The sequence below is a fragment of the Amaricoccus sp. genome, from assembly GCF_047602525.1.
Taxonomy (GTDB): Bacteria; Pseudomonadota; Alphaproteobacteria; order Rhodobacterales; family Rhodobacteraceae; genus Amaricoccus.
Window position 1 is genome coordinate 2,059,207 of sequence record NZ_JASGHB010000001.1, and the last position, 20,761, is coordinate 2,079,967.

At 73.0% G+C, this 20,761-nt stretch carries 20 protein-coding genes; 11 read left to right on the forward strand and 9 right to left on the reverse strand.

Translation table 11 applies throughout. The features are described from left to right. Nucleotides 1–21: 21 nt before the first annotated feature. On the reverse strand, nucleotides 22–2,286 hold the full coding sequence (locus tag QM699_RS10690) for a glycoside hydrolase family 3 N-terminal domain-containing protein (RefSeq protein ID WP_415011108.1): 2,265 nt from the start codon (nucleotides 2,284–2,286) through the stop codon (nucleotides 22–24). A gap of 184 nt (nucleotides 2,287–2,470) precedes the next feature. Here QM699_RS10690 and cobT point away from each other — a divergent pair, with 184 nt between their 5' ends. The 5 genes from cobT to QM699_RS10715 are packed head-to-tail and all read left to right on the forward strand — an operon-like array spanning nucleotide 2,471 to nucleotide 6,096. After that, nucleotides 2,471–3,508, forward strand: coding sequence for a nicotinate-nucleotide--dimethylbenzimidazole phosphoribosyltransferase (gene cobT, locus QM699_RS10695; RefSeq protein WP_415011109.1), 1,038 nt, complete (start codon nucleotides 2,471–2,473; stop codon nucleotides 3,506–3,508). Continuing rightward, a complete protein-coding gene (gene cobS / locus QM699_RS10700; RefSeq protein WP_415011110.1) occupies nucleotides 3,505–4,281 on the forward strand; it encodes an adenosylcobinamide-GDP ribazoletransferase in 777 nt (258 codons plus the stop codon). Before cobT ends, cobS begins: the two co-directional genes overlap by 4 nt. Next, on the forward strand, nucleotides 4,272–4,787 hold the full coding sequence (locus QM699_RS10705) for a histidine phosphatase family protein (protein ID WP_415011111.1): 516 nt from the start codon (nucleotides 4,272–4,274) through the stop codon (nucleotides 4,785–4,787). The genes cobS and QM699_RS10705 overlap by 10 nt, the downstream gene beginning before the upstream one ends. Nucleotides 4,788–4,840: 53 nt before the next feature. Continuing rightward, nucleotides 4,841–5,389, forward strand: coding sequence for a nitroreductase (locus tag QM699_RS10710; protein ID WP_415011112.1), 549 nt, complete (start codon nucleotides 4,841–4,843; stop codon nucleotides 5,387–5,389). A gap of 5 nt (nucleotides 5,390–5,394) precedes the next feature. Continuing rightward, nucleotides 5,395–6,096, forward strand: coding sequence for an EI24 domain-containing protein (locus tag QM699_RS10715; protein ID WP_415011113.1), 702 nt, complete (start codon nucleotides 5,395–5,397; stop codon nucleotides 6,094–6,096). Between the two features lie 66 nt (nucleotides 6,097–6,162). On the opposite strand, the gene QM699_RS10720 is transcribed toward QM699_RS10715, so the two are convergent. The 3 genes from QM699_RS10720 to moaA all read right to left on the reverse strand — a co-directional run bounded on the left by QM699_RS10720 (nucleotide 6,163) and on the right by moaA (nucleotide 7,961). Next, the gene (locus QM699_RS10720; protein ID WP_415011114.1) at nucleotides 6,163–6,588 is read right to left on the reverse strand and encodes an OsmC family protein; all 426 of its coding nucleotides are present in this window, start codon (nucleotides 6,586–6,588) and stop codon (nucleotides 6,163–6,165) included. Between the two features lie 32 nt (nucleotides 6,589–6,620). Further along, a complete protein-coding gene (locus tag QM699_RS10725; RefSeq protein ID WP_415011115.1) occupies nucleotides 6,621–6,842 on the reverse strand; it encodes a hypothetical protein in 222 nt (73 codons plus the stop codon). A gap of 105 nt (nucleotides 6,843–6,947) precedes the next feature. After that, on the reverse strand, nucleotides 6,948–7,961 hold the full coding sequence (gene moaA, locus QM699_RS10730; protein ID WP_415011116.1) for a GTP 3',8-cyclase MoaA: 1,014 nt from the start codon (nucleotides 7,959–7,961) through the stop codon (nucleotides 6,948–6,950). Nucleotides 7,962–8,115: 154 nt separating this feature from the next. Between moaA and QM699_RS10735 the strand changes: the two genes are divergently transcribed. Beyond that, nucleotides 8,116–8,844: a LuxR C-terminal-related transcriptional regulator gene (locus tag QM699_RS10735; protein WP_415011117.1), complete on the forward strand. Its 729-nt coding sequence runs from the start codon at nucleotides 8,116–8,118 to the stop codon at nucleotides 8,842–8,844. Between the two features lie 256 nt (nucleotides 8,845–9,100). Further along, the gene (locus QM699_RS10740; RefSeq protein ID WP_415011118.1) at nucleotides 9,101–9,430 is read left to right on the forward strand and encodes a hypothetical protein; all 330 of its coding nucleotides are present in this window, start codon (nucleotides 9,101–9,103) and stop codon (nucleotides 9,428–9,430) included. Nucleotides 9,431–9,435: 5 nt separating this feature from the next. Here the strand turns inward: QM699_RS10740 and QM699_RS10745 are convergent, their stop codons facing one another. The 3 genes from QM699_RS10745 to glmU form a co-directional block, all read right to left on the reverse strand. Then, the gene (locus QM699_RS10745) at nucleotides 9,436–10,113 is read right to left on the reverse strand and encodes a DNA alkylation repair protein (RefSeq protein ID WP_415011119.1); all 678 of its coding nucleotides are present in this window, start codon (nucleotides 10,111–10,113) and stop codon (nucleotides 9,436–9,438) included. Between the two features lie 96 nt (nucleotides 10,114–10,209). Further along, on the reverse strand, nucleotides 10,210–12,030 hold the full coding sequence (gene glmS / locus QM699_RS10750) for a glutamine--fructose-6-phosphate transaminase (isomerizing) (RefSeq protein ID WP_415011120.1): 1,821 nt from the start codon (nucleotides 12,028–12,030) through the stop codon (nucleotides 10,210–10,212). Beyond that, entirely contained in the window at nucleotides 12,030–13,379 is a 1,350-nt protein-coding gene (gene glmU, locus QM699_RS10755) for a bifunctional UDP-N-acetylglucosamine diphosphorylase/glucosamine-1-phosphate N-acetyltransferase GlmU (protein ID WP_415011121.1), read from the reverse strand. Before glmU ends, glmS begins: the two co-directional genes overlap by 1 nt. A gap of 197 nt (nucleotides 13,380–13,576) precedes the next feature. Between glmU and QM699_RS10760 the strand changes: the two genes are divergently transcribed. After that, entirely contained in the window at nucleotides 13,577–15,325 is a 1,749-nt protein-coding gene (locus QM699_RS10760; RefSeq protein ID WP_415011122.1) for a chloride channel protein, read from the forward strand. On the opposite strand, the gene QM699_RS10765 is transcribed toward QM699_RS10760, so the two are convergent. Beyond that, nucleotides 15,322–15,597, reverse strand: a complete 276-nt coding sequence (locus QM699_RS10765; RefSeq protein WP_415011123.1) for a SemiSWEET family sugar transporter — start codon at nucleotides 15,595–15,597, stop codon at nucleotides 15,322–15,324. The two genes, QM699_RS10760 and QM699_RS10765, sit on opposite strands and share 4 nt — an antisense overlap. A gap of 49 nt (nucleotides 15,598–15,646) precedes the next feature. Next, entirely contained in the window at nucleotides 15,647–16,822 is a 1,176-nt protein-coding gene (gene rnd, locus QM699_RS10770; RefSeq protein WP_415011124.1) for a ribonuclease D, read from the reverse strand. Nucleotides 16,823–17,077: 255 nt separating this feature from the next. On the opposite strand from rnd, the gene QM699_RS10775 reads away from it, so the two are divergent. Genes QM699_RS10775 through QM699_RS10785 form a run of 3 tightly spaced genes read left to right on the forward strand, consistent with a single transcriptional unit; the run spans nucleotide 17,078 to nucleotide 20,728 of the window. Further along, nucleotides 17,078–18,103: a substrate-binding domain-containing protein gene (locus QM699_RS10775; RefSeq protein ID WP_415011125.1), complete on the forward strand. Its 1,026-nt coding sequence runs from the start codon at nucleotides 17,078–17,080 to the stop codon at nucleotides 18,101–18,103. A 1-nt stretch (nucleotide 18,104) separates the two neighbouring features. Next, complete coding sequence (pstC, locus tag QM699_RS10780; RefSeq protein WP_415011126.1) at nucleotides 18,105–19,478, forward strand: phosphate ABC transporter permease subunit PstC; 1,374 nt, start codon at nucleotides 18,105–18,107, stop codon at nucleotides 19,476–19,478. Continuing rightward, on the forward strand, nucleotides 19,475–20,728 hold the full coding sequence (locus QM699_RS10785) for a DUF3333 domain-containing protein (RefSeq protein ID WP_415011127.1): 1,254 nt from the start codon (nucleotides 19,475–19,477) through the stop codon (nucleotides 20,726–20,728). Before pstC ends, QM699_RS10785 begins: the two co-directional genes overlap by 4 nt. Nucleotides 20,729–20,761: the final 33 nt, after the last annotated feature.

Genomic DNA, 20,761 nt, shown 5'->3' on the forward strand with positions numbered 1-20,761 from the left:
GCCTTGCTGCGCGCCCGCCCCCTACCCCACCAGTTCGAACGCCACCGCCTCACCCGCCTCCGCGTCCGGCGCGAGCCAGAGGTCGAACATCCCCGGCTCCGCCCGGGGCGCGAGATCGGTCCCGACAAACGTCAGGTCCTCCCGCCGCACCGTGAAGCCCACCTCGACCTCGCCCCCCGCCGGCACCTCGACGCGGCGAAAGGCGCGCAGGCGGCGCACCGGCTGCACCACGCTCGCCGCCCGGTCGCGGACGTAGAGCTGCACCACCTCCTCGACCGGCCGCGCACCGGCGTTCGCGAGCCGCACCGAGGCGGTGATCTCGCCCTCCCACGGCAGGGTCGCCGACGACAGCCGCACCGCGCCATAACGCACCGCCCCGTAGGTCAGCCCATGCCCGAACGGATAAAGCGCCCGGTTCGGCGCCTCGCGATAGCGCGCCTTGTAGGCGCTCGACTCCGGCGTCTCCGGCCGGCCCGTCGCCGGATGCGCGTAGTGATAAGGCTCCTGCCCCGAGCGGAACGGAAAGCTGACCGGCAGACGCCCGGCCGGCGCCGCGTCGCCGAAGAGCAGGTCGGCGACGGCGTTGCCCTCCTCCGAGCCGAGGAACCACACCAGCAGGAGCGCCGGAGCCGCTCCCACCGCACCGGAAAGCTCGATGCCCCGCCCGGTCTTCAGCAGCACCACCACCGGCTTCTCCGTCGCGAGGAGCGCCGCGGCCAGGGCCTGCTGCGGCGCGGGCACGTCGATCGTCACCCGCGACTGTGCCTCGCCCGACATCAGTGCGTGCTCGCCCGCCACGAGGACCACGACGTCCGCCACCTCGGCCGCGGCCACCGCCTCGGCGATGCCGCCCGGCCGCTCCGCCTCCGCCTCGCACCCGCGCACGACGGTCAGCCGGTCGCCGAGCACGGCGCGCAGGCCCGCCTCGATCGTCACCGCGCGCGACTGGTCGGCAAAGATCGACCACGGGCCGACCGCGTTCACCGGCTCTCCCGCCAGCGGCCCGACGAGCGCGACCCGCGCGTCGCGCCGCAGCGGCAGCACGTCGCCCTCGTTCTTCAGCAGCACCGCCGAGCGGCGGCCGGCCTCGCGCGCCAGCGCCCGGATCGGGCCAGAGCCCACCGTCGCCCGCTCGACCTCCGGGTCGCTGCCGCGATAGGGGTCGTCGAACAGGCCGAGCGCCACCTTCGCACCCAGCACGCGCGCCACGGCGGCGTCGACGAATGCCTCCGGCACCGCCCCGTCGGCCACCAGCCCGGGCAGGTAGCGCACGTAGAGATCGCTCATCATCACCATGTCGACGCCGGCGAGCAGCGCCAGCCGCGCCGCGTCCCGGTCGTCCGCGGCGAACCCGTGCGCCACCAGTTCGCGGTCGGCGGTGTAGTCCGCCACCACGTAGCCGCCGAAACCCCACTCCTCGCGCAGGATGCCGGTCAGGAGCCGGCGGTTGCCGGTGGCCGGAACGCCGTCAATCGCGTTGAATGCCGACATGACCGACAGGGCGCCGGCATCGAGCGCGGCCCGGAACGGCGGCAGGTAGACCTCGCGCAGCAGCCGCTCCGAGATGTCGGCACCGGCATAGTCGAGCCCGGCCTCCGCCGCGCCATAGCCGGCGAAATGCTTCGGCGTCGCCAGCAGCGAGGCAGGGTCGGCGAGCGAGCTGCCCTGAAACCCGAGCGTCCGGGCGTGGGCGAAGATCTCGGCGAGCAGCACGTCCTCGCCCGAGCCCTCGACCACCCGCCCCCAGCGCTGGTCCCGCCCGACGTCGACCATCGGCGCGTAGGTCTGGTGGATGCCCGAGGCGCCCCCCTCCATCGCCGCGCCGCGCGCCGTGCGCCGGGCGAGATCGGCGTCCCAGCTCGCGGCCTCGGCCAGCGGCACCGGAAACGCCGTCCTCAGCCCGTGAACGATATCGGCGGCGAAGAGCAGCGGGATGCCGAGCCGGCTCTCCTCGACCGCCATCCGCTGCACCGTGCGCGCCCCCCGCGCGCCCACGCCGTTGAACAGCGCCCCGAGCCGCCCGGCGCGGATGTCGGCCGCCACCCGCGCCTCGTCGACGTTCATGTCGTCCGGGTTGACCCCGCCGGGGCGCCAGCGGAACGGGTCGGCCATCACGGTCAGCTGGCCCGCCTTCTCCTCCAGCGTCATCCGCGCCACGAGGCCCGCGATCCGCTCCGCCTCCGCCGCCGCCCGCGCCGGCGGCAGCGCCGCCGTGGCGGCGAGTGCCAGAAAGCCGCGCCGCGACACCGCGGGCAGGCGGAAGGGCCGGGGTTCGTCGTCGTCCATGGTGCCTCCCGGATTCGCCGGCCTGCCTCTCCCGACGGCCGGCCTTGTCCGCTGGCCAGAGCTTTGAGCCAGCCGGAGCGCCGGTTCAAGCCGCGTTTCCCGGCCCGCCCGGCCGGCGACCCGCTTGCATTCCCGGCCGCGCGCCTGTCATCTCGCGGTCGGGGAATGGCAGACGGGGTGGGTGATGAACGAGAGCACGACCGAAGCGGCGCCGGCATGGGACGCGGCAATGGAGGCGGAGCTGCTGCGCCGCATCGACGGCAAGACGAAGCCGGTGGGCGCGCTCGGCGGGCTCGAGATCCTCGCCGCCGCCGTCGCCCGCACGCAGCGGAGCCTGACGCCGCGGCTCGAGACCTGCTGCCTGACGATCTTCGCCGCCGACCACGGCATCGCGACCGAAGGCGTCTCGGCCTATCCGCAGGCGGTCACGCGGCAGATGGTGCTGAACTTCCTCGGCGGCGGCGCCGCGGCGAACGTGCTGGCGCGCTCGCTCGGCGTCGCGCTGCGCGTGGTCGACGCGGGCGTCGCCGGCGAGCCTGTCGTCCACCCCGCGCTCGTCTCCAGCCGCATCGCAGCCGGCACCCGCAGCTGCCTCGATGGCCCGGCGATGACCTCGACCGAACTCGACGCGGCGCTCGGCGTCGGCCGCGCCCTCGGCGCCGATGGCGACTGGCATGCCCGCTGTTTCGGCGAGATGGGCATCGGCAACACCTCGTCCGCCGCGCTCGTCGCGCACAAGCTGACCGGCCTGTCGCTCGACCCCCTGGTCGGCCGCGGCACCGGCCTTGCCGACCCGGGCCTCGCCCGCAAGCGCGAGATCCTCGGCCGGGCCGCCGCGCGCACCGTGCCGTGTCTCGGCCCGCACGACGCGATGGCCGAGTACGGCGGTTTCGAGATCGCGATGATGACCGGCGCGATGCTGGGCGCCGCCGCGGCGGGGCGGGTTGTGATCGTCGACGGCTTCATCGCCTCGGTCGCGGCCCTCGCTGCCGTCGGGATCGAGCCCGCGGCCCGTGGGGCGATGGTTTTCGCCCATCGCTCCGCCGAGCGCGGCCACGGGGCGGTCCTCGCGAGCCTCGCCGCCGAGCCGATCCTCGACCTCGGCCTGCGGCTCGGCGAGGGGACGGGGGCGCTGCTCGCCTGGCCGATCATCAAGGCCGCCGCCGCCATGCTGACCGAGATGTCGAGCTTCGAGAGCGCAGGCGTCAGCGGCCCGGCATGACCGGCCTGCGCCACAGGCTCGCGCACGAGGCGGCGGCGCTCGCCCTCGGCTGGCAGTTCCTGACCCGGGTGCCCCTGCCCGTCGCGGTCCGCTTCACGCCCGGGCGCATGGCCGCGTCACAGGCGTGGCTGCCCGCGATCGGGCTTGCCATCGGCGCGATCGGTGCCGCCGTCCTCGCGGCGGCGGCGGCGCTGCTGCCGATCGGGCCCGCGGTGCTGCTCTCCATGGCCGCCACCGTCGCGCTCACAGGTGCGTTTCACGAGGACGGGCTCGCCGACACCTGCGACGGCATCGGCGGCGGCCCCGACCGCGCGCACCGCCTCGCAATCATGCGCGACAGCCGCCTCGGCACCTATGGCGCGGTCGGCCTCGGGCTGGTGCTGGCGCTCAAGGCGACGACGCTCGCGGGCCTCGCCGGCCTCGCCCCCGCCGCGCTCGTCGCCGGCCATGGCGCCAGCCGCGCCTCGGCGATGCTCGTGGTGATGACCAGCGCCTACGTGCGCGAAACCGGCACCGGACGCTTCACCGCCCGTGGCCTCGGCCGGCGCGGCCCGCTGCTCGTCGGCGCCGCCACCCTTGCCGCGGCCATGATCCTGCTCGCCACCGCCGGCCCGGGCGGCGCCGCGGCGGGCCTCGCGGGCCTCGCGCTCGGGCATGTGCTCGCCCGCGGCCTGTTCGAGCGGCAGCTCGGCGGCTACACCGGCGACTGCCTCGGCGCAACGCAGCAGCTGAGCGAACTCGGCCTCTATCTCGGCCTCCTCGCGTGGACCTGATCCTCCTGCGGCACCTCGCGCCCACGGGCGGCGAGGGGCGCTGCTATGGCCGCACCGACCTCGCTCCCGGCCCCGGCCTCGATGCCGGCGCCGCGCGGCTCGCCCGCCGCCTGCCGCGGCCCGCGCGCATCGTCACGAGCCCGCTCCGCCGCTGCCGCACCCTCGCCCGCCGCCTCGGCGCCCGCTTCCGCGTGCCGGTGACGGTGGCGCCCGGATGGACCGAGATCGACTTCGGCGCCTGGGAGACGCTGCCGTGGGATCAGGTGCCGCGGGCGGAGCTGGACGCCTGGGCCGCCGACCTGCTCCACGCCCGGGCCCATGGCGGCGAGAGCGTCGCGATGCTGCTCGCCCGCACCCGCCGCGCGCTCGTCCGCACCCCGCGCGGCAGCCTCGTCGTCACCCACGCCGGCCCGATCCGCGCGGCCCTGGTCGCCACCGGCGCGGGCGCCTCCGGCTGGTCTCGCCGCATCGGCTTCGGCGAGGCCGTCGCGATCCTCCGGGGTTGACGCGGCCCCTCCCCCGGCACATCTCCGGCGCGGCAAATGGGAGACCGCGCATCATGGACGCCCTCGAGTTCCTGCTCACCCGACGCTCGCGCCCCGCGAAGCTCCTGACGGCACCGGCGCCGGGCCGCGACGAACTGCTGCGGCTGCTGACCGCCGCCGCGCACGTGCCCGACCACGGCAAGCTCGAGCCCTGGCGCTTCGTGGTGATCGAGGGCGCGGGGCGCGACCGTTTCGCCCGCGCCATCCGCGCCCGCGCCGCCGAGACCGGACAGGACGCGGACAAGGGCGCCCTCGCCTTCGAGCAGGCGCCGCTTGCGGTCGCCGTCGTCGGCGTGCCGAAGCCGAGCGACAAGGCCCCGCCGATCGAGCAGACGCTTTCCGTCGGCGCCGCCGCGCTGTCGCTCGTCAACGCGGCGCTCGCGGCCGGATGGGGCGCGAGCTGGCTCACCGGCTGGCCCGCCTACGACCGCGACCTGCTGGCGCGCGAGCTGGGGGTGGCGGGCGACGAGTGGCTCGCGGGCTTCGTCTACATCGGCACCTGCAACACGGCGCCACCGGAGCGGCCGCGGCCGGACGTGCCCTCGCTCGTCACCTGGCTCTGATCCGCATGGGCGTTCTCGTCGACTTCGGCCGGGCGCTCGGCCAGCTCGGCGACCCGCGGTTCCTGCGGATCCTCGGGTGGTCGCTTCTCGTCACCCTCGCCGGCCTCGCGGCGCTGTTCTGGGCGGTGATGACCGGCCTCGGCGCCGTCCTGCCCGAGACGGTGACGCTGCCCTGGCTCGGCTCCGTCACGTTCATCGACACTCTGGTCGACTGGGCCGCCGTCGCGCTCATGCTGGCGCTTTCGGTCGTGCTCATGGTGCCGGTCGCCGCCGGCGTCGTCGGCTTCTTCCTCGAAGGCGTGGCCGAGGCGGTGGAGGCGCGGCACTATCCGCACCTGCCACCCGCCCGCAGCCTCGGGCTGGCCGAGCAGGTTGGCGATGCCCTGCGCTTTTTCCTGATCGTCTGCGCCGCCAACCTCGTCGGGCTGGTGATCTACTTCTCCGTCGCGCCCCTCGCCCCGGTGATCTTCTGGGTGGTCAACGGCTTCCTGCTCGGGCGCGAGTATTTCCAGCTCGTCGCCACCCGCCGCCTCGGACGCGCCGCCGCGGCAGACCTCGGGCGCAGGCATTTCTGGCGGACCTGGGTTGTCGGCACCGCCATGGCAATCCCGCTCAGCGTGCCGATCCTCAACCTGATCGTGCCGATCCTCGGCGTCGCGGTCTTCACCCACCAGTATCACCGGCTGGCGGGCGACGCGGAAACGTAAGGCGCCCGCCGGACGATCCGGCGGGCGCTCGTTCAGGCTCCGCGGCTCAGGCCGGAATGCCCGGCGTCAGCTCACCAGCGTCGCGTCCATGGTGATTTCCGCGTTCAGCACCTTTGAGACGGGGCAGCCCGCCTTCGCGCCCTCGGCGGCCTTCTGGAAGTCCGCGTCGCTCGCGCCGGGGATCTTCGCCTTCACCGTCAGGTGAACCGCCGTGATCGCGAAGCCGCCGTCGGCCGGCACCACCGTCACCGCCGCCGAGGTCGAGATCTCGTCCGCCGTCATTCCCGCCTCGCCCAGCACCGCCGACAGCGCCATCGAGAAACAGCTGGCGTGCGCCGCGCCGATCAGCTCCTCCGGGTTGGTCCCCTTCTCGTCGCCGAAGCGCTTGCCGAAGCTGTAGGGCACGGACGAGAGCACGCCGCTCTCGGTCGATACGGTGCCCTTGCCGTCCTTCAGCCCGCCCTGCCAGACGGCGGATCCGGTTCTCTTCATTCTCTCAGTTCCCCTTGCAGATTTCAGGTCTCTCACGCGGTCGGCGCCTCCGACTCCCCCGCCGGCTCGTCGTGCGCCTCCACATCCTGCGACGGCGCCGGCCGGCGGCGCCGCGGTCCGGTGCCTGGCCGCTTCTCGGTCGAGGGCGGCAGCAGGATCACCGGCGAGCGGTTTTCATGCGCCTCCCGGACGATCGCCCGGACCAGCAACACCACCGTTCCCAGCGCGCCCCATCGGATCAGACTGCCCACCATTGCCCTATTGCCTCCGTACCCGGTTGTCGAATTGGTCAACGGTCGGAACCCGGCGTCGTTCCCCGCCGGTTGCCCCGCCCTTGCGTCCGACTCGTGCGCCCGCGCTCATCCTCCCGTGTGGCTCATGTGGCGGGGCACCTGCCCGCTCACCGCCTGCCGGGAATAGTCGAAGTCGTGGCCCTTCGGCTTGCGGGCGATCGCCCGTGCGATCGCCGCCTCGAGAGGCGCGTCGTCGCCGGGGTGCGCCCGCAGCACCGCCCGCAGGTCCGCGTCGTCGGTCTGCCCGAGGCACATGTAGAGCTGCCCGGTGCAGGTCAGCCGCACCCGGTTGCAGCTTTCGCAGAAGTTGTGCGTGAGCGGCGTGATGAAGCCGATCCGCCCGCCGGTCTCGCCGACCCTGACATAACGCGCCGGCCCGCCGGTCCGCTCCAGCGTATCGGTCAGCGTCCAGCGCGTCGCCAGCTCCGCCCGCAGGTCGCGGAGCGAAAGGTACTGCTCCAGCCGGTCCTCGTTGCCGAGGTCGCCCATCGGCATCACCTCGATGAACGTCAGGTCGAACCCGCGCGCCCCGCACCAGGCGACCAGGTCGTGAACCTCGTCATCGTTCACCCCCTTGAGCGCGACGGCGTTGATCTTGACGGCGAGGCCGGCATCTGCGGCGGCGTCGATGCCGTCCATCACCTGCCGCAGGCGCCCCCACCGGGTGATCCGTGCGAACTTGTCCGGGTCGAGCGTGTCGAGCGAGACGTTCACCCGCCGCACGCCACAGGCGGCCAGCTCCGCCGCGAACCGCCCGAGCTGGCTGCCGTTCGTGGTGAGCGTCAGTTCCTTCAACCGGCCGCTGTCGAGGTGGCGCGCCATGGCCCGGAAGAAGGTCATGATCCCCTTGCGGACGAGGGGCTCTCCGCCCGTCACCCGCAGCTTCTCGACCCCCAGGCCGATGAAGGTCGAGCACAGCCGATCCAGCTCCTCCAGGGTGAGCAGATCTGCCTTGGGCAGAAACTCCATGTGCTCGGACATGCAGTAAACACAGCGAAAGTCGCACCGATCCGTGACCGACACGCGCAGATACGTGATGGCCCGGCGGAACGGATCAATCAGTCGCGGTGTGGCTGCCAAGCGTTTCTCCCCGGATAAATCTTAGAAGGCCCCCCCCTTGCTTTCAAGGCCCGGGCAAAAACTCGGATGAAACATGCTGCCCCGAAGGCTTGACCCGCGATCCTGCGGGGGGTACGCGATCGTGATGCTCGCGTGACGGTTGCGAGGCCGCCCAATGGACCCCATCGCCTTCGCGTTCAAGATCGAGAGCCTGACACGGCTCGAGGATGTCTGGCGCGCGCTCGTCGCGTCGGTTCGCCCCGTCGGCATCAGCCGCATCGGCTACCACCACCTGCCGCCGCCGGGAGCGCCGGATGCCGGCCTGCTGCGCGTCGAGAATGCCGGGTTCGGAGAGGCGCTGCTCCAGCAGTACCTGAGCGCCCGGGCGCGTGGCATCGCGGCGCTGGCGGCGCTCCTGCAGAACACCGTGCGGCCGATCTATCTCGACGAAATGGGCTCGCTCGACGCCCTTACCCCGCGCGAGGCCGAGCACCTGTCGGAATACCGGCTGCACGGCGTCGAGAACGGCCTCGGGATCCAGGTCTTCGGCCCGAACGGGCGCAACGGCATCCTCGCCATCGACCTGCACCATTCGGTTCGCCTGCGGCCCGAGGTGCTCGAGACGCTGCGCTGGGTCTGCCAGGCGATGCACCTGCGCTATTGCGAGCTGCTGATCCCCGCACTCGGCAAGATGCCGAGCCTCTCCTCGCGCGAGGCCGAGATCCTCGGCTGGGTCGCGCGGGGCAAGAGCAACGTCTCGATCGCGGAGATCCTCGGGATCTCCGCGCACACGGTCGATGCCCACCTGCGGCGGATCTACCTCAAGCTCGGCGTCTACGACCGGATGTCGGCGGCGCTGCGCGGCCTCGGCTTCGGCCTCCTTCCCGCCGACGCGCTCAGCTGACGCGATTTTTTCGACGACGGGTCCGTCTCACCTATAAGATATTGATATGAATTGCTTAATCTGCGGAATTCCGCCGATTTTGCCCAGGCTCGCCCCGCCTCCCGGAGCCAGGTGTCACGTAAACACGTTACGGGAGGAGGTTGATTGTCGCAGTCAACGATCAGCCTTATCTGCCCCGGAGACCTGACGGGAGCGTGGCGTGTGCATTGACCCGAAATTGGACGTGCAGCTGGTTCGGGCCCTCAGGGAGGGCTCCGTGGCGCTGCCGGCGGACCTCGATCGGCTGCGCGGTTATCTCAGCCTGATCGAGGGCCTCCTCGAGGAAAAGGCGAACGAGCTGGAACCGAGCTGGGATGCGGCCTGCACCGCCGCCGCCGAGATCGAAACGCTGCAAAAGCTCGAGTCGACCGTGGTCGAGCGCGCGATCGGCACCAGCGCCGACACGCTGCTCGCCGTCCGCAACAAGCTCGCGATCTGGAAGGCGTTGTCGCACGGGTCCGAAGACGACCATGACGCGATCCGCTATCGGCTGATCCTCTCGGTCGAGGACGACCTGAACCGCCTGGCGGCGCAAGCCGCGCTCTGAGGCTATCAGATCCGGCGCAGCGCCTCGCGGCGGGCAAAAGACTTGAGGCCCGCGCCGGGGCCCTCGACAAAAGCGGTGACCCGGGCGGCATCGTGGCGCGAGAGGGTGCGCAGCCACCAGCCGATCGCCTTCTGGATGAACCAGTCGCGATCCCCGACCAGTGCCGCAGCCCAGCCAAGGATACGCTCGCGCTCCGATACCTCGGCAGCCGACGGATGGGTGAGCTTCGCCCATGGCAGCGTGGCGACCAGCGCCGCGCGCCGGACCCACATCGCCGGATCGGCCGCCCACCCCTCCACCTCGTCGAGGCGGGCGGGCTCGGCGGCCAGGCGGCGCTCGATCGCCTTGCAGGCGTGGTCGGCGATCGCCCAGGCGTCGAACTGCGGCACCCAGCGCCGGACCTCGGCCCAGACCAGCGCCTCGTCCTCGCGGATGCGCGCCTGGGTCAGCAGCTTTGCAGCGGCGATGCGCGCCTCATGGACGTCGCTGTCCCAGAGCCCGGCGGCAAGCGTGACGCGGCCGGCGACGTCCATCCCCGCGCGCCACTCGGCGACCAGCGGCTCGACGTCGGGCAGCGCGATCCCGAGGTAGACCCGCGGCGCCTTGTGATACGCCGCCATCTCGGCGGCCTTCGCCGGATCGGCGAGGGCCTGCAGGGCGGACAGGGCAGCGGTTGAGTCCATGGCTGAGTTCACGCGTGAGATGACCGGCAAGTGACTGATACCACGCGGATTAGCCGAGGTTAACCCCGGGCGCCCGCCTCGCCCGTCGGGTCGCCCTTACTCCACCGTGACGGACTTCGCGAGGTTGCGTGGCTGGTCCACGTCGGTGCCCTTCAGGATCGCGGTGTGGTAGGCGATGAGCTGCGCCGGCGCGGCATAGACGATCGGCGCGACGAACGGGTCGAGCGTCGGCAGCGCCAGACAGCGCCAGGCCCCCTCGCCCGCAGCGGCAATGCCCGCGGCGTCGGAGAGCAGCAGCACCTTGCCGTCGCGGGCCATCACCTCCTGCATGTTCGAGACGGTCTTGTCGAACAGCGGATCGGTCGGAGCGAGCACGATCACCGGCACCGTATCGTCGACCAGCGCGATCGGCCCGTGCTTCAGCTCGCCCGACGCATAACCTTCGGCGTGTATATAGCTGATTTCCTTAAGTTTCAGCGCACCTTCGAGCGCGAGAGGATACATGATCCCCCGCCCGAGGAACAGCACGTCCGACGCCCGCGACAGGTCGCGCGCCAGCTCTGCGATCTCCGGCTCCAGCGTCAGCGCGCGCGAGATGAGGCCGGGGGCGGCGGCCAGCGCCGCCGTCAGGCGCGCCTCCTCGCCCGCATCGAGCGTGCCGCGCTGCCGGCCGGCGGCGATCGCGAGGCTGGCGAGGACCGCGAGCTGGCAGGTGAACGCCTTGGTCGAAGCGACGCCGATCTCCGGCCCTGCGAGGATCGGCAGCGCCGTTGCGCTCTCGCGCGCGATCGTCGAGGTCTCGACGTTCACGACGGCGATCGTCCGCCCGCCCGCCGCCTTGACGTAGCGCAGCGCCGCGAGCGTGTCGGCGGTCTCGCCCGACTGGCTGACGAAGATCCCGAGCGTGCCCGCGTCGAGCGGCGGCTCGCGATAGCGGAATTCGGACGCCACCTCGATCTCGACCGGCAGGCGGGCCAGCCGCTCGAACCAGTACTTCGCCACGTGGCAGGCATAGTGCGCCGTGCCGCAGGCCACGAGCACCACCCGGTTCGCGTCGGTGAAATCGACCGGCACGGGCAGGCGCACGCCGGTCCGGTCCGGCGTCAGGTAGCGGGCGAGCGCATCGGCCAGCACGCCCGGCTGCTCGTGGATCTCCTTGGCCATGAAGTGCTTGTAGAGCCCCTTCTCGGCCTGGAAGTTCTCGAGCTGAACGGTGTGGAGCACCCGTTCGGCGGGGGTTCCGGCGGCATCGAAGATCTCGATCGCCGCGCGGGTCAGGACGGCGTGGTCGCCCTCCTCCAGATACGCGATGCGGTTGGTGAGCGGCGCCAGCGCCAGCGCGTCGGAACCGACGAAGCTCTCGCCGTCGCCATAGCCCACCGCCAGCGGCGAGCCGCGGCGGGCGGCCACCAGCAGGTCGTCCTCGCCCTCGAACAGGAAGCAGAGCGCAAAGGCGCCCTCGAGCCGGCGCAGCGTCGCCCGGGCCGCCTCGACGGGGGGCAGGCCGCGCGCCAGCTCGCGGGCGCAGAGCTGCGCCACCGCCTCGGTGTCGGTCTCGGTCTCGAAGACGCGACCGTCGGCCTCCAGCTCGGTGCGGAGCGCGCGGAAGTTCTCGATGATGCCGTTGTGGACCACCGCGACGCCGCCCGCGACGTGCGGGTGGGCGTTGCGTTCCGAGGGACCGCCGTGCGTCGCCCAGCGGGTATGACCGATGCCGGTGTGGCCGCGGATCGGCTCGTGCACCAGCAGGTCGGAAAGCGCGATGAGCTTGCCCACCGCGCGGCGCCGGCCGAGCCGGCCGTGGTCGACGGTGGCGATGCCGGCGCTGTCGTAGCCGCGGTATTCCAGCCGCTTCAGCGACTCGAGGATCAGCGGCGCCACCTCGTGCCGCCCGAGGATCGCGACGATGCCGCACATCAGTTGGTCGCCTTCTTCTTGAGGGCGCGCAGCCCGTCCATCAGCCGCCCGCCGAGCCCCGGCTTCACCTCCTGCTTGCCGCGGGCGACGGCCAGCGCGTCGGCCGGCACGTCCTGGGTGATGACCGACCCTGCGCCGATCAGCGCGCGCTCGCCGATCCGCACCGGCGCGACGAGCGCGCTGTTGGAGCCGATGAAGGCGTGGGCGCCGATCTCGGTTCGGTGCTTGAAAACGCCGTCGTAGTTGCAGGTGATGGTGCCCGCGCCGATGTTGGCGCCCGCGCCGATCCGCGCGTCGCCGATATAGGTGAGATGGTTCGCCTTGGCGCCCTCCTCGACGATGGCGTTCTTCACCTCGACGAAGTTGCCGATGTGCACGTCCTCGGCGATCTCGGCCCCCGGCCTCAGGCGGGCGAACGGCCCGACGCTGGCGCCACGGCTGATGTGGCAGCCCGCAAGGTGCGAGAAGCCGAGGATGGTGGCGCCCGACTCCACCGTCACCTCCGGCCCGAAGAAGACATTCGGCCCGATCGTCACGTCGCGGCCGACGTGGGTGTCGAGCGCGAACCAGACGGTCGCGGGATCAATCAGAGTCGTGCCGTTCGCCAGAGCGTCCACCCGCGCCCGCGCCTGGAACGCCGCCTCGGCCGCGGCGAGATCGGCCCGGCTGTTCACCCCCAGCGTTTCCGCCTCGTCGCAGGTGATCGCCCGTGCGTCGAGGCCGCGCGCCCGGGCCAGCGCCACCACGTCGGTCAGGTAGTATTCGCCCTTGGCATTGTCGTTCGTCACCTCGGCGAGCAGCGCGACCAGAGTCTGCGCATCCGCCGCCATCAGCCCGGAGTTGCAGAGCCGGATCGCCCGCTCGCCGGGCGTCGCGTCCTTCGCCTCGACGATCGCCTCCAGCGCCCCGTCGGCGACGACGAGCCGGCCATAGCCGCCGGGATCCGCCGCCTCGAAGCCGAGGACGACGACCGCAGCACCACCCGCGCGGGCCTCGAGCATCGCGGCCAGCGTTTCCGCGCGGACCAGCGGCGTGTCGGCGTAGAGCACGACCACATCGCCCTCGAAGCCCGCCAGCTCCGCCTCGGCCTGTCGCACGGCATGCCCGGTGCCGAGCTGCTCCTCCTGGTGGACGACGCGGATCTCGGGGTCGATCCCGCGGGCAACCTCGTCCACCGCCTCGCCGCCGTGCCCGGTGACGAGGATGGTCCGCTCGGGATCGAGCGCCCGCGCGGCCGCGAGCGCATGTGCAAGGAGCGGCGCGGAGGCGAGCGGGTGCAGCACCTTCGGCAGGTCTGAGTTCATTCGCGTGCCCTGGCCGGCGGCGAGAACGATGACGGCGACGGGCATGAAGCCTCCGGGCAGCACTCGGGTCGCCCGGGTTCTAGCAGCGGGCGAGTCCCGGCGGAAGGGCGCGGCGGATCAGTTTCGGTTTCGGCATCTTGCAACGGCGGGGAGCGAGCAGGGCGCACCTCGTCCCCAGCCTGCGCGGCGGAGCGCCCACCCGGCCGGATTGCAATTGCCCGTCGCCGCCGGCACTGAGGGGCATGGACGAGCGCCTGCCCTTCTCCGCGCCGAAACGCCTGCGCGCGCTGGTGCGCTCGCGGGAGTCGAGCATCATCGTGCTCGCCGCGGTGGTGGGCGCCGTGGGCGGGCTGGTCGTCGCCGGAATGGGGGCGCTCGTCGGGTTGATGCACGCCGGGCTCTTCGGCATCCCGTTCCGCCAGCGGCTCTCGGCGCTGCCCGAGATCTGGCCGTCGCAGGCGCTGATCCCGGCGGCCGGCGGCATCGTCCTCGGCCTTGCGTTCCTCGCGCTCGCCCGCTGGCGGCCCGAGCCGCCGGTCGACCCCATCGAGGCCAACGCCCTGCGCGGCGGCCGCATGTCGATCCGCGACAGCCTCGTCGTCGCCGGCCAGACCGTCTGGTCGAGCGGCGTCGGCGCCTCCGTCGGGCTCGAGGCCGGTTATACCCAGCTCGCGAGCGGCCTTGCCTCCTGGCTCGGGCGCCTGTTCCACGTCCGCCGAAACGACCTGCGCCTGCTCGTCGGCTGCGGCGCGGCGGGAGCGATCGCCGGCGCGTTCGGCGCACCGCTCGGCGGCGCGTTCTACGCCTTCGAGCTGGTCATCGGCGCCTATACCCCGCTCGGCCTCGCGCCGGTCGGCATCGCCGCGCTGAACGGCTGGCTCGTCGCCCGCGCCTTCGAGCCGCACGCGATCGAGCTCTTCACCCTCAGCGCCCACACCATCACCGGCCATGACCTCGTGACCGCCAGCCTGCTCGGCCTGACGGCGGCGTTCTTCGGCATCGGGCTCATGCGCGGCGTCGAGCTCTGGGAACGGCTGATGCGCGCGCTGCGCCTGCCGCCGCCGATCCGGCTCGGGATCGGGGGGGTGCTGGTCGGGGGCCTGGCGCTCGTCACGCCGCAGGTGCTCGCCTCGGGCCATGGCGCGCTGCACGTGAACGCGATGCTGGCGCTGCCGCTCGACCTCGTGGCGACGATCCTAATCTGCAAGGCGGCGGCCTCGATCGTCTCGCTCGGCTCGGGCTTTCGCGGCGGCCTGTTCTTCGCCTCGCTGCTGCTCGGCGCGCTCGGCGGGCGGCTGTTCGCCGCGGCGGGCAACTGGCTCTGGCCGGGCGCGGGCCTCGAATCCGACGTCTATGCCGTGCTCGGCCTCGGCGCGCTGTCGGCCTCGGTGATCGGCGGGCCGCTCACCATGACCTTCATCGTGCTCGAGACCACCGGCGACTTCTGGCTGGCCGCCGCGGTGCTGATCGGCGTCATCGTCGCCACGGTCGTCACCCGCGAGCTGTTCGGCTACACCTTCGCCACGTGGCGCTTCCACCTGCGGGGCGAGACGATCCGGAGCGCGGCCGATGTCGGCTGGATCCGCGACCTGACCGTCGGCCGGATGATGCGCCCCGACCTGAAGACGGTGCCGCGCAACACCGGCCTCGACGATTTTCGCAGGCTCTACCCGCTCGGCTCGGCGACCCGCGTCGTCGCCCTCGATCCCGAGGGACGCTATGCCGGCATGGTGATCGTCGCCGACGCGCACGGGATCACCGATCCCGGGATCCGCGACATCGCCCCCCTCCTGCGGCTGACCGCGACGATGCTGAAGCCGACGATGAACATCCGCGAGGCGGCGCTGCTCTTCGACCGCGCCGAGGCCGAGGCGCTCGCCGTCACCGACATGCAGAACCGCCCCGTGGGCCTGCTGACCGAGGCGTACGTCCTGCGCCGCTACGCCGACGAATCCGAGCGGCGCCGCCGCGAGATGCTGGGCGAGGGTTAGGGCCGCGGCGCCGGGCGGCGCGCGCCCCGGAGCTTCACGATCAGGATGTATCCCGCGAGGCAGAAGGTGACGCCGTTGCCGAACCAGATTGCCGGCGCCGCGCGCAGGATGCCGTAGACCATCCAGAGCCCCACCCCCGCCTCGAGCAGCAGCAAGGTCGCCAGGCTGAAATCCTGCGCGCTCTGCGTGCGCCAGGTCTTCGCCACCTGCGGCAGGAAGGCGACCGTCCCGAAGATGCTCGCGATGAAGCCGAGGTATTCGGTTGAGTCCATCCGGGGCCCCCTTCGCCCGTCAAGCCCGCGCGCAGGGCCGTCGACCCGGCTAGTCCTGGGTCAGCGGCACCACGCGCACGCTGTTGCCCTGCGCCGCGAGGGCGATCTCGCCCCGCTTCAGCCGCAGCGCATCGGCGCCGAACACCTCGAGCCGCCAGCCGTGCAGCGCCGGGATCTCGTCCTCCGGCGTGCCGTTGGCCAGCGCGTCGAGATCCGCGCTCGACGCAATCAGCCGCTGGGCGACACCGGCGCTTTCGGCGCGCGCCTTCAGCAGCACGCGCAGCAGGTCGGCGAGCGCCTCCGAACCGGGCTTGCGCGCCGGCGGCTCGGCGACGTGCGGCACTTCCGAGGCCGGCAGGGCCTCGGCCGTGGCGATGGCGGCGAGCAGGCCGTCGGCGACGTCGCCGCGCCGCCCCTCGCGCAGCAGCAGGCGCGACTTGCCGAGCTCCTCGACGGTCTTCGGCCGGTTCGCGGCCAGCTCGAGCAACGCGTCGTCCTTCAGGATCCGCGCGCGCGGCACGTTCTTCGACTGCGCCATGGTCTCGCGGAACCGCGCCAGCTCGCGCAGCGCGGCGAGAAACCGCGGCGCGGTCGAGCGCGTCTTGATCCGGGTCCACGCCTCGGCCGGGTCGGCGCGATAGGTCGCCGGGTCGGTGAGGACGGCCAGCTCCTCCTCCACCCACGCCGCGCGCCCGGTCTCCTCGAGCTGCCGGGACAGCACCTCGTAGATCCGGCGCAGGTGCGTCACGTCGGCGAGCGCATAGGTCATCTGCGCCGGGCTGAGCGGCCGCCGGCTCCAGTCGGTGAAGCGCGACGACTTGTCGATCGACGCCCGAGCCACCTGCCGCACGAGCGTCTCATAGCCCACCTGATCGCCATAGCCGCAGACCATGGCCGCGACCTGGGTATCGAAGAACGGGTCCGGCAGCGTGCCGGCCTCGACCTCGAAAATCTCCAGATCCTGCCGCGCGGCGTGAAAGACCTTCACCACGCCCCGGTTGCGGAACAGCTCGTAGAGCGGTTCGAGCGACAGGGTATCGGCCAGCGTGTCCACCAGCACCGCGCCCTCTTCCCCCTTGCCCGGGCGGGCAAGCTGCACGAGGCAGAGCTGGGCATAGTAGGTGCGCTCGCGGAGGAACTCGGTGTCGACAGTGATGTAGGGATACGCGGCGGCCTCGGCGCAGAAGCGGGCGAGCGCATCCGTGTCGGTGATCGGCGGCGTCACGCCGAGGCTCCGGCCGGCCGGGATGCAGCGATCCGAAGGGGTCCGTGCAACGGGAAATCAGGCACTCGCAAACGCCGGCTCCACAAAGGTTGGCGACGGGTGTGTCACACCCTCGCGGGCATGGCAAGCGCCGCTCCGGCGCTCGGGGCGCGCGGCACCCGGCCGCCGGCGGCTTGTCGCGCGCGCGCATCGCCGGCACGGTCTGGCCAGCCTCGCGGCGGGCCGAATCGCCCGCCGCCCTCGACAGGATCGCCCGTGCGCCGCGCCGCCCGCCTCGCCCTCTGCCTGCTCGTGCTGCCGGCCGCCGCCGCGGCCGGTGCGACGCGCGAGCAGGTGCGGGTGGTCGGCTCGTCGACGGCCTTTCCCTATTCCCAGGCGGTCGCGGAGGAGTTCGCCGGCGAGACGGGCCAGCCCTCGCCCGTGGTCGAGGCCACCGGCACCGGCGGCGGCCTGCGGATCTTCTGCGCCGGCGTCGGGCCGCGCACACCCGACGTCACCGTCGCCTCGCGCCGGATCCTGCCCTCCGAGCGGGCGCTCTGCCGCCGCAACGGCGTCGCCGACCTGACCGAGGTGCGCTTCGGCGAGGATGCCGTCGTCATCGCCCAGTCGCGCGACGCCGTGCCCACCGACTTCAGCCGCGCCGAGCTGTTCCAGGCGATCGGCGCATCGGTGGAGGTCGACGGCGCCATCGTGCCGAACCCCTATCGCCGGTGGCGCGACATCGACCCCCGCCTGCCCGATGCGCCGATCGAGGTCTTCGGGCCGCCGCTCACCTCGGGCACCCGCGACGCGCTGGTCGCGCTGATCCTTGACCAGGGCTGCCGGGCGTTTCCCGCCATCGCGGCGCTGCCCGAGCCCGAGCGTGCGGGCGTGTGCGGCCGGATCCGCCAGGACGGCCCGTTCATCGCGGCGGGCGAGAGCGATACCGTGACCGTCCGCCGCCTCGCCGCCGACCCGGGCGCCGTCGGCATCTTCGGCTATTCGCTGCTCTACGAGAATGCCGACCGGCTGCGCGGCGCCGCCCTCGACGGTGTCGAGCCGACGGGCGAGGCGATCGCGTCGGGCGCATACGGCGCGATCCGCCCGCTTTACCTCTATGTGAAGAACGCCCACCGCGGGGTGATCCCCGGGCTCGACGGCTTTCTCGCGGAATATGTCTCGGAAGCCGCGATCGGCCCGGACGGCTACCTCGCCGAGCGCGGCCTCGTCCCGCTCGCCGCCGCGGAGAGGGCGCACCAGCGGGCAGTGATGGCGGCCGGCACGCCGCTTTCGGACGACTGAGATGGCCGGCTCGCTCGTCCTCGCCACGCTGCTCTTCGCCGCCGCCGCGTTCTTCACCGGGCGCGCCGCCGCCCGGGAGTACGGCGTCGGCCCGCGGCGTACCCGTCCGGCCTACCACGGCGCGCTTCTCGCCCTCGCCGTGGCGCTGCCCGGGCTCGCTGCGATCACGGCCTGGTCGGTGCTCGAGCCCGTCGCGCTCGACCGGCTGCTGCTCGCCGGCCTGCCGCACGGGCTGGTGCAGACCGCGGACACTGGCGGGCGCGCGCTGATCCTGGCCGAGAGCCACGCCATCGCGGCGGGCCGCGCGCTGCCGCACGCCGATCCGGCCGTGGTCGAGGCCGGCCTGCGGCTCGCGCGCTGGCGCGGCATCGGCCAGCTCGGCTTCTTCGCCATCACCGCCGCCGCGATGCTCGCGGGCTTTCTCGCGGTGCGCGCCCGGCTCGGACCCCGGCTGCGGGCGCGCACCGCGGTCGAGCGGGTGCTGACCGCGGGGCTCGTCGCCTGCGCCTCGGTCGCGCTGCTCACCACGCTCGCGATCCTGCTGTCGCTGGCCGGCGAGGCGGTGGCGTTCTTCCGGCTGGTCCGCCCGGGTGCATTCTTCCTCGGCACCACCTGGGATCCGGACGTGGCGCTGCGCGCGGATCAGGTGGCGGGCGATGCCGCCTTCGGCGCGCTGCCGGTCTTTGCCGGCACGCTGCTCGTCGCCGGCATCGCCATGGCGGTCGCGGTGCCGCTCGGCCTGCTCGTGGCGATCCACCTCGTCGAATACGCCCGCGCCGACACCCGGGCCTGGGCACGGCCCGCGCTCGAAATCCTCGCGGGCGTCCCGACGGTGGTCTACGGCTTCACCGCGCTGCTCGCCGTCGCCCCGGCGGTGCAGCGGGCCGGGATGGCGCTCGGCCTCGAGGTCTCGCCGAACTCGGCGCTCGCGGTCGGGCTCGTCACCGGCGTGATGATCCTGCCGCTCGTCTCCTCGCTCGCCGACGACGCCCTCGGCGCGGTGCCGCGCGACCTGCGCGAGGCCTCGCTCGCGGTCGGCGCGACCCGGGCCGAGACGGTCCTGCACGTGCTGCTGCCCGCGGCGATGCCCGGGATCCTCGGCGGCATCCTGCTGGCGCTGTCCCGGATCGTGGGCGAGACGATGATCGTGCTCATGGCCGCGGGCCTCGTCGCCACCGCCTCGCTCGACCCGCTCGGCACCACCACCACCGTCACCGTGCAGATCGTCACCCTGCTGGCCAGCGACGCGCCGCTCGACGACCCGCGCACGCTGGCCGCCTTCGCACTCGGGCTCACGCTGTTCGCCGCGACCTTCTGCCTCAACCTGCTCGCGCTCCGCCTGATCCGGCGCGCCCACCGGGCAGAACCGCGGTGAGGTCCACGCGCCCCGAAGACCCGCGCCGCCGGCGGCGCGCCGCCACCGACCGCTGGCTCTACCGCCTGGGCGCCGGCGCCGTGGCCCTCGCGCTCGGGCTGCTCGGCCTGATGCTGGCGGCAATTCTCATCGCCAGCGTGCCCGCCTTCACCCAGACCACGGTGCGGGTCGAGTTCTACATCGACCCGGCGCTCGTCAGCGCCGCCGACCCGGCGGCGGGCGACTTTCGCGCCGTCGTGGCGCGCGGCGCCGCCGGGCTGCTGCCCGACGCACCGCCGCGCGAGGCCCGCGCCGCCGCGCGCGTGCCGACGCCCGCCGCGCCCCACCTCGTCCGCCGGGCCGTGCTGGCCGACCCGGGGATGATCGGCCGGCACGTCGTCCTCACGCTCCCTGCCGCCGACGCCTTCGACCAGCTCGCGCGGGGCCACGTCGACCGCGCGGCCCCTGAGGCGGCGCGCCGCCTCAACGACGCCGAGATCGCCGCCTTCGACCAGCTCGTCGCCGCCGGCAAGGTGGCGTGGGCACTGAACGTCGGGCTCCTCACCAACCACGACAGCCGCTTTCCCGAGATGGCCGGCCTCGCGGGCGCGCTCGCCGGCTCGGCGATGGCGCTCGCGATCTGCCTCGCGCTCAGCCTGCCGATCGGCATCGGCACGGCGATCCTGCTCGAAGAGCTGGCGCCGCGCACCCGGCTCACCGCGGTGATCGAGGCGAACATCAACAACCTCGCCGCGGTCCCGCCGATCGTCTTCGGCCTGCTCGGGCTCGCGATCTTCATCGCCGGCCTCGGCCTGCCGCGCTCGTCGCCGCTGGTCGCCGGGATGGTGCTCGCACTCATGACGCTGCCGACCGTGGTGATCGGCACCCGCCTCGCGCTGCGCCGGGTGCCGTCGGCGATCCGCGAGGCGGGCTTTGCGGTCGGCGCCTCGCGGCATCAGGTCGTGCTGCACCACGTCCTGCCGCTGGCGCTGCCCGGCATCCTCACCGGCGCCATCGCCGCGGTGGCGCAGGCGCTCGGCGAAGCCGCCCCGCTGCTCATCATCGGCATGAGCGCCTTCCTGACCAGCGGCCCGTACACGCCGACCGACGCCGCGACCACGCTGCCCACCCAGATCCTGCTCTGGGCCGACGGCCCGGAGGCAGGCTTCGTCGCCCGCGCCGCCGCAGCGATCCTCGTGCTGCTCCTCCTGCTCGTCGCGCTGAACGCCCTTGCGGTGCTGCTGCGCCTGCGCGCCGAACGCCGCCGGTAGACATCCGGGGCGGCGCACGGCACATGATGCCTC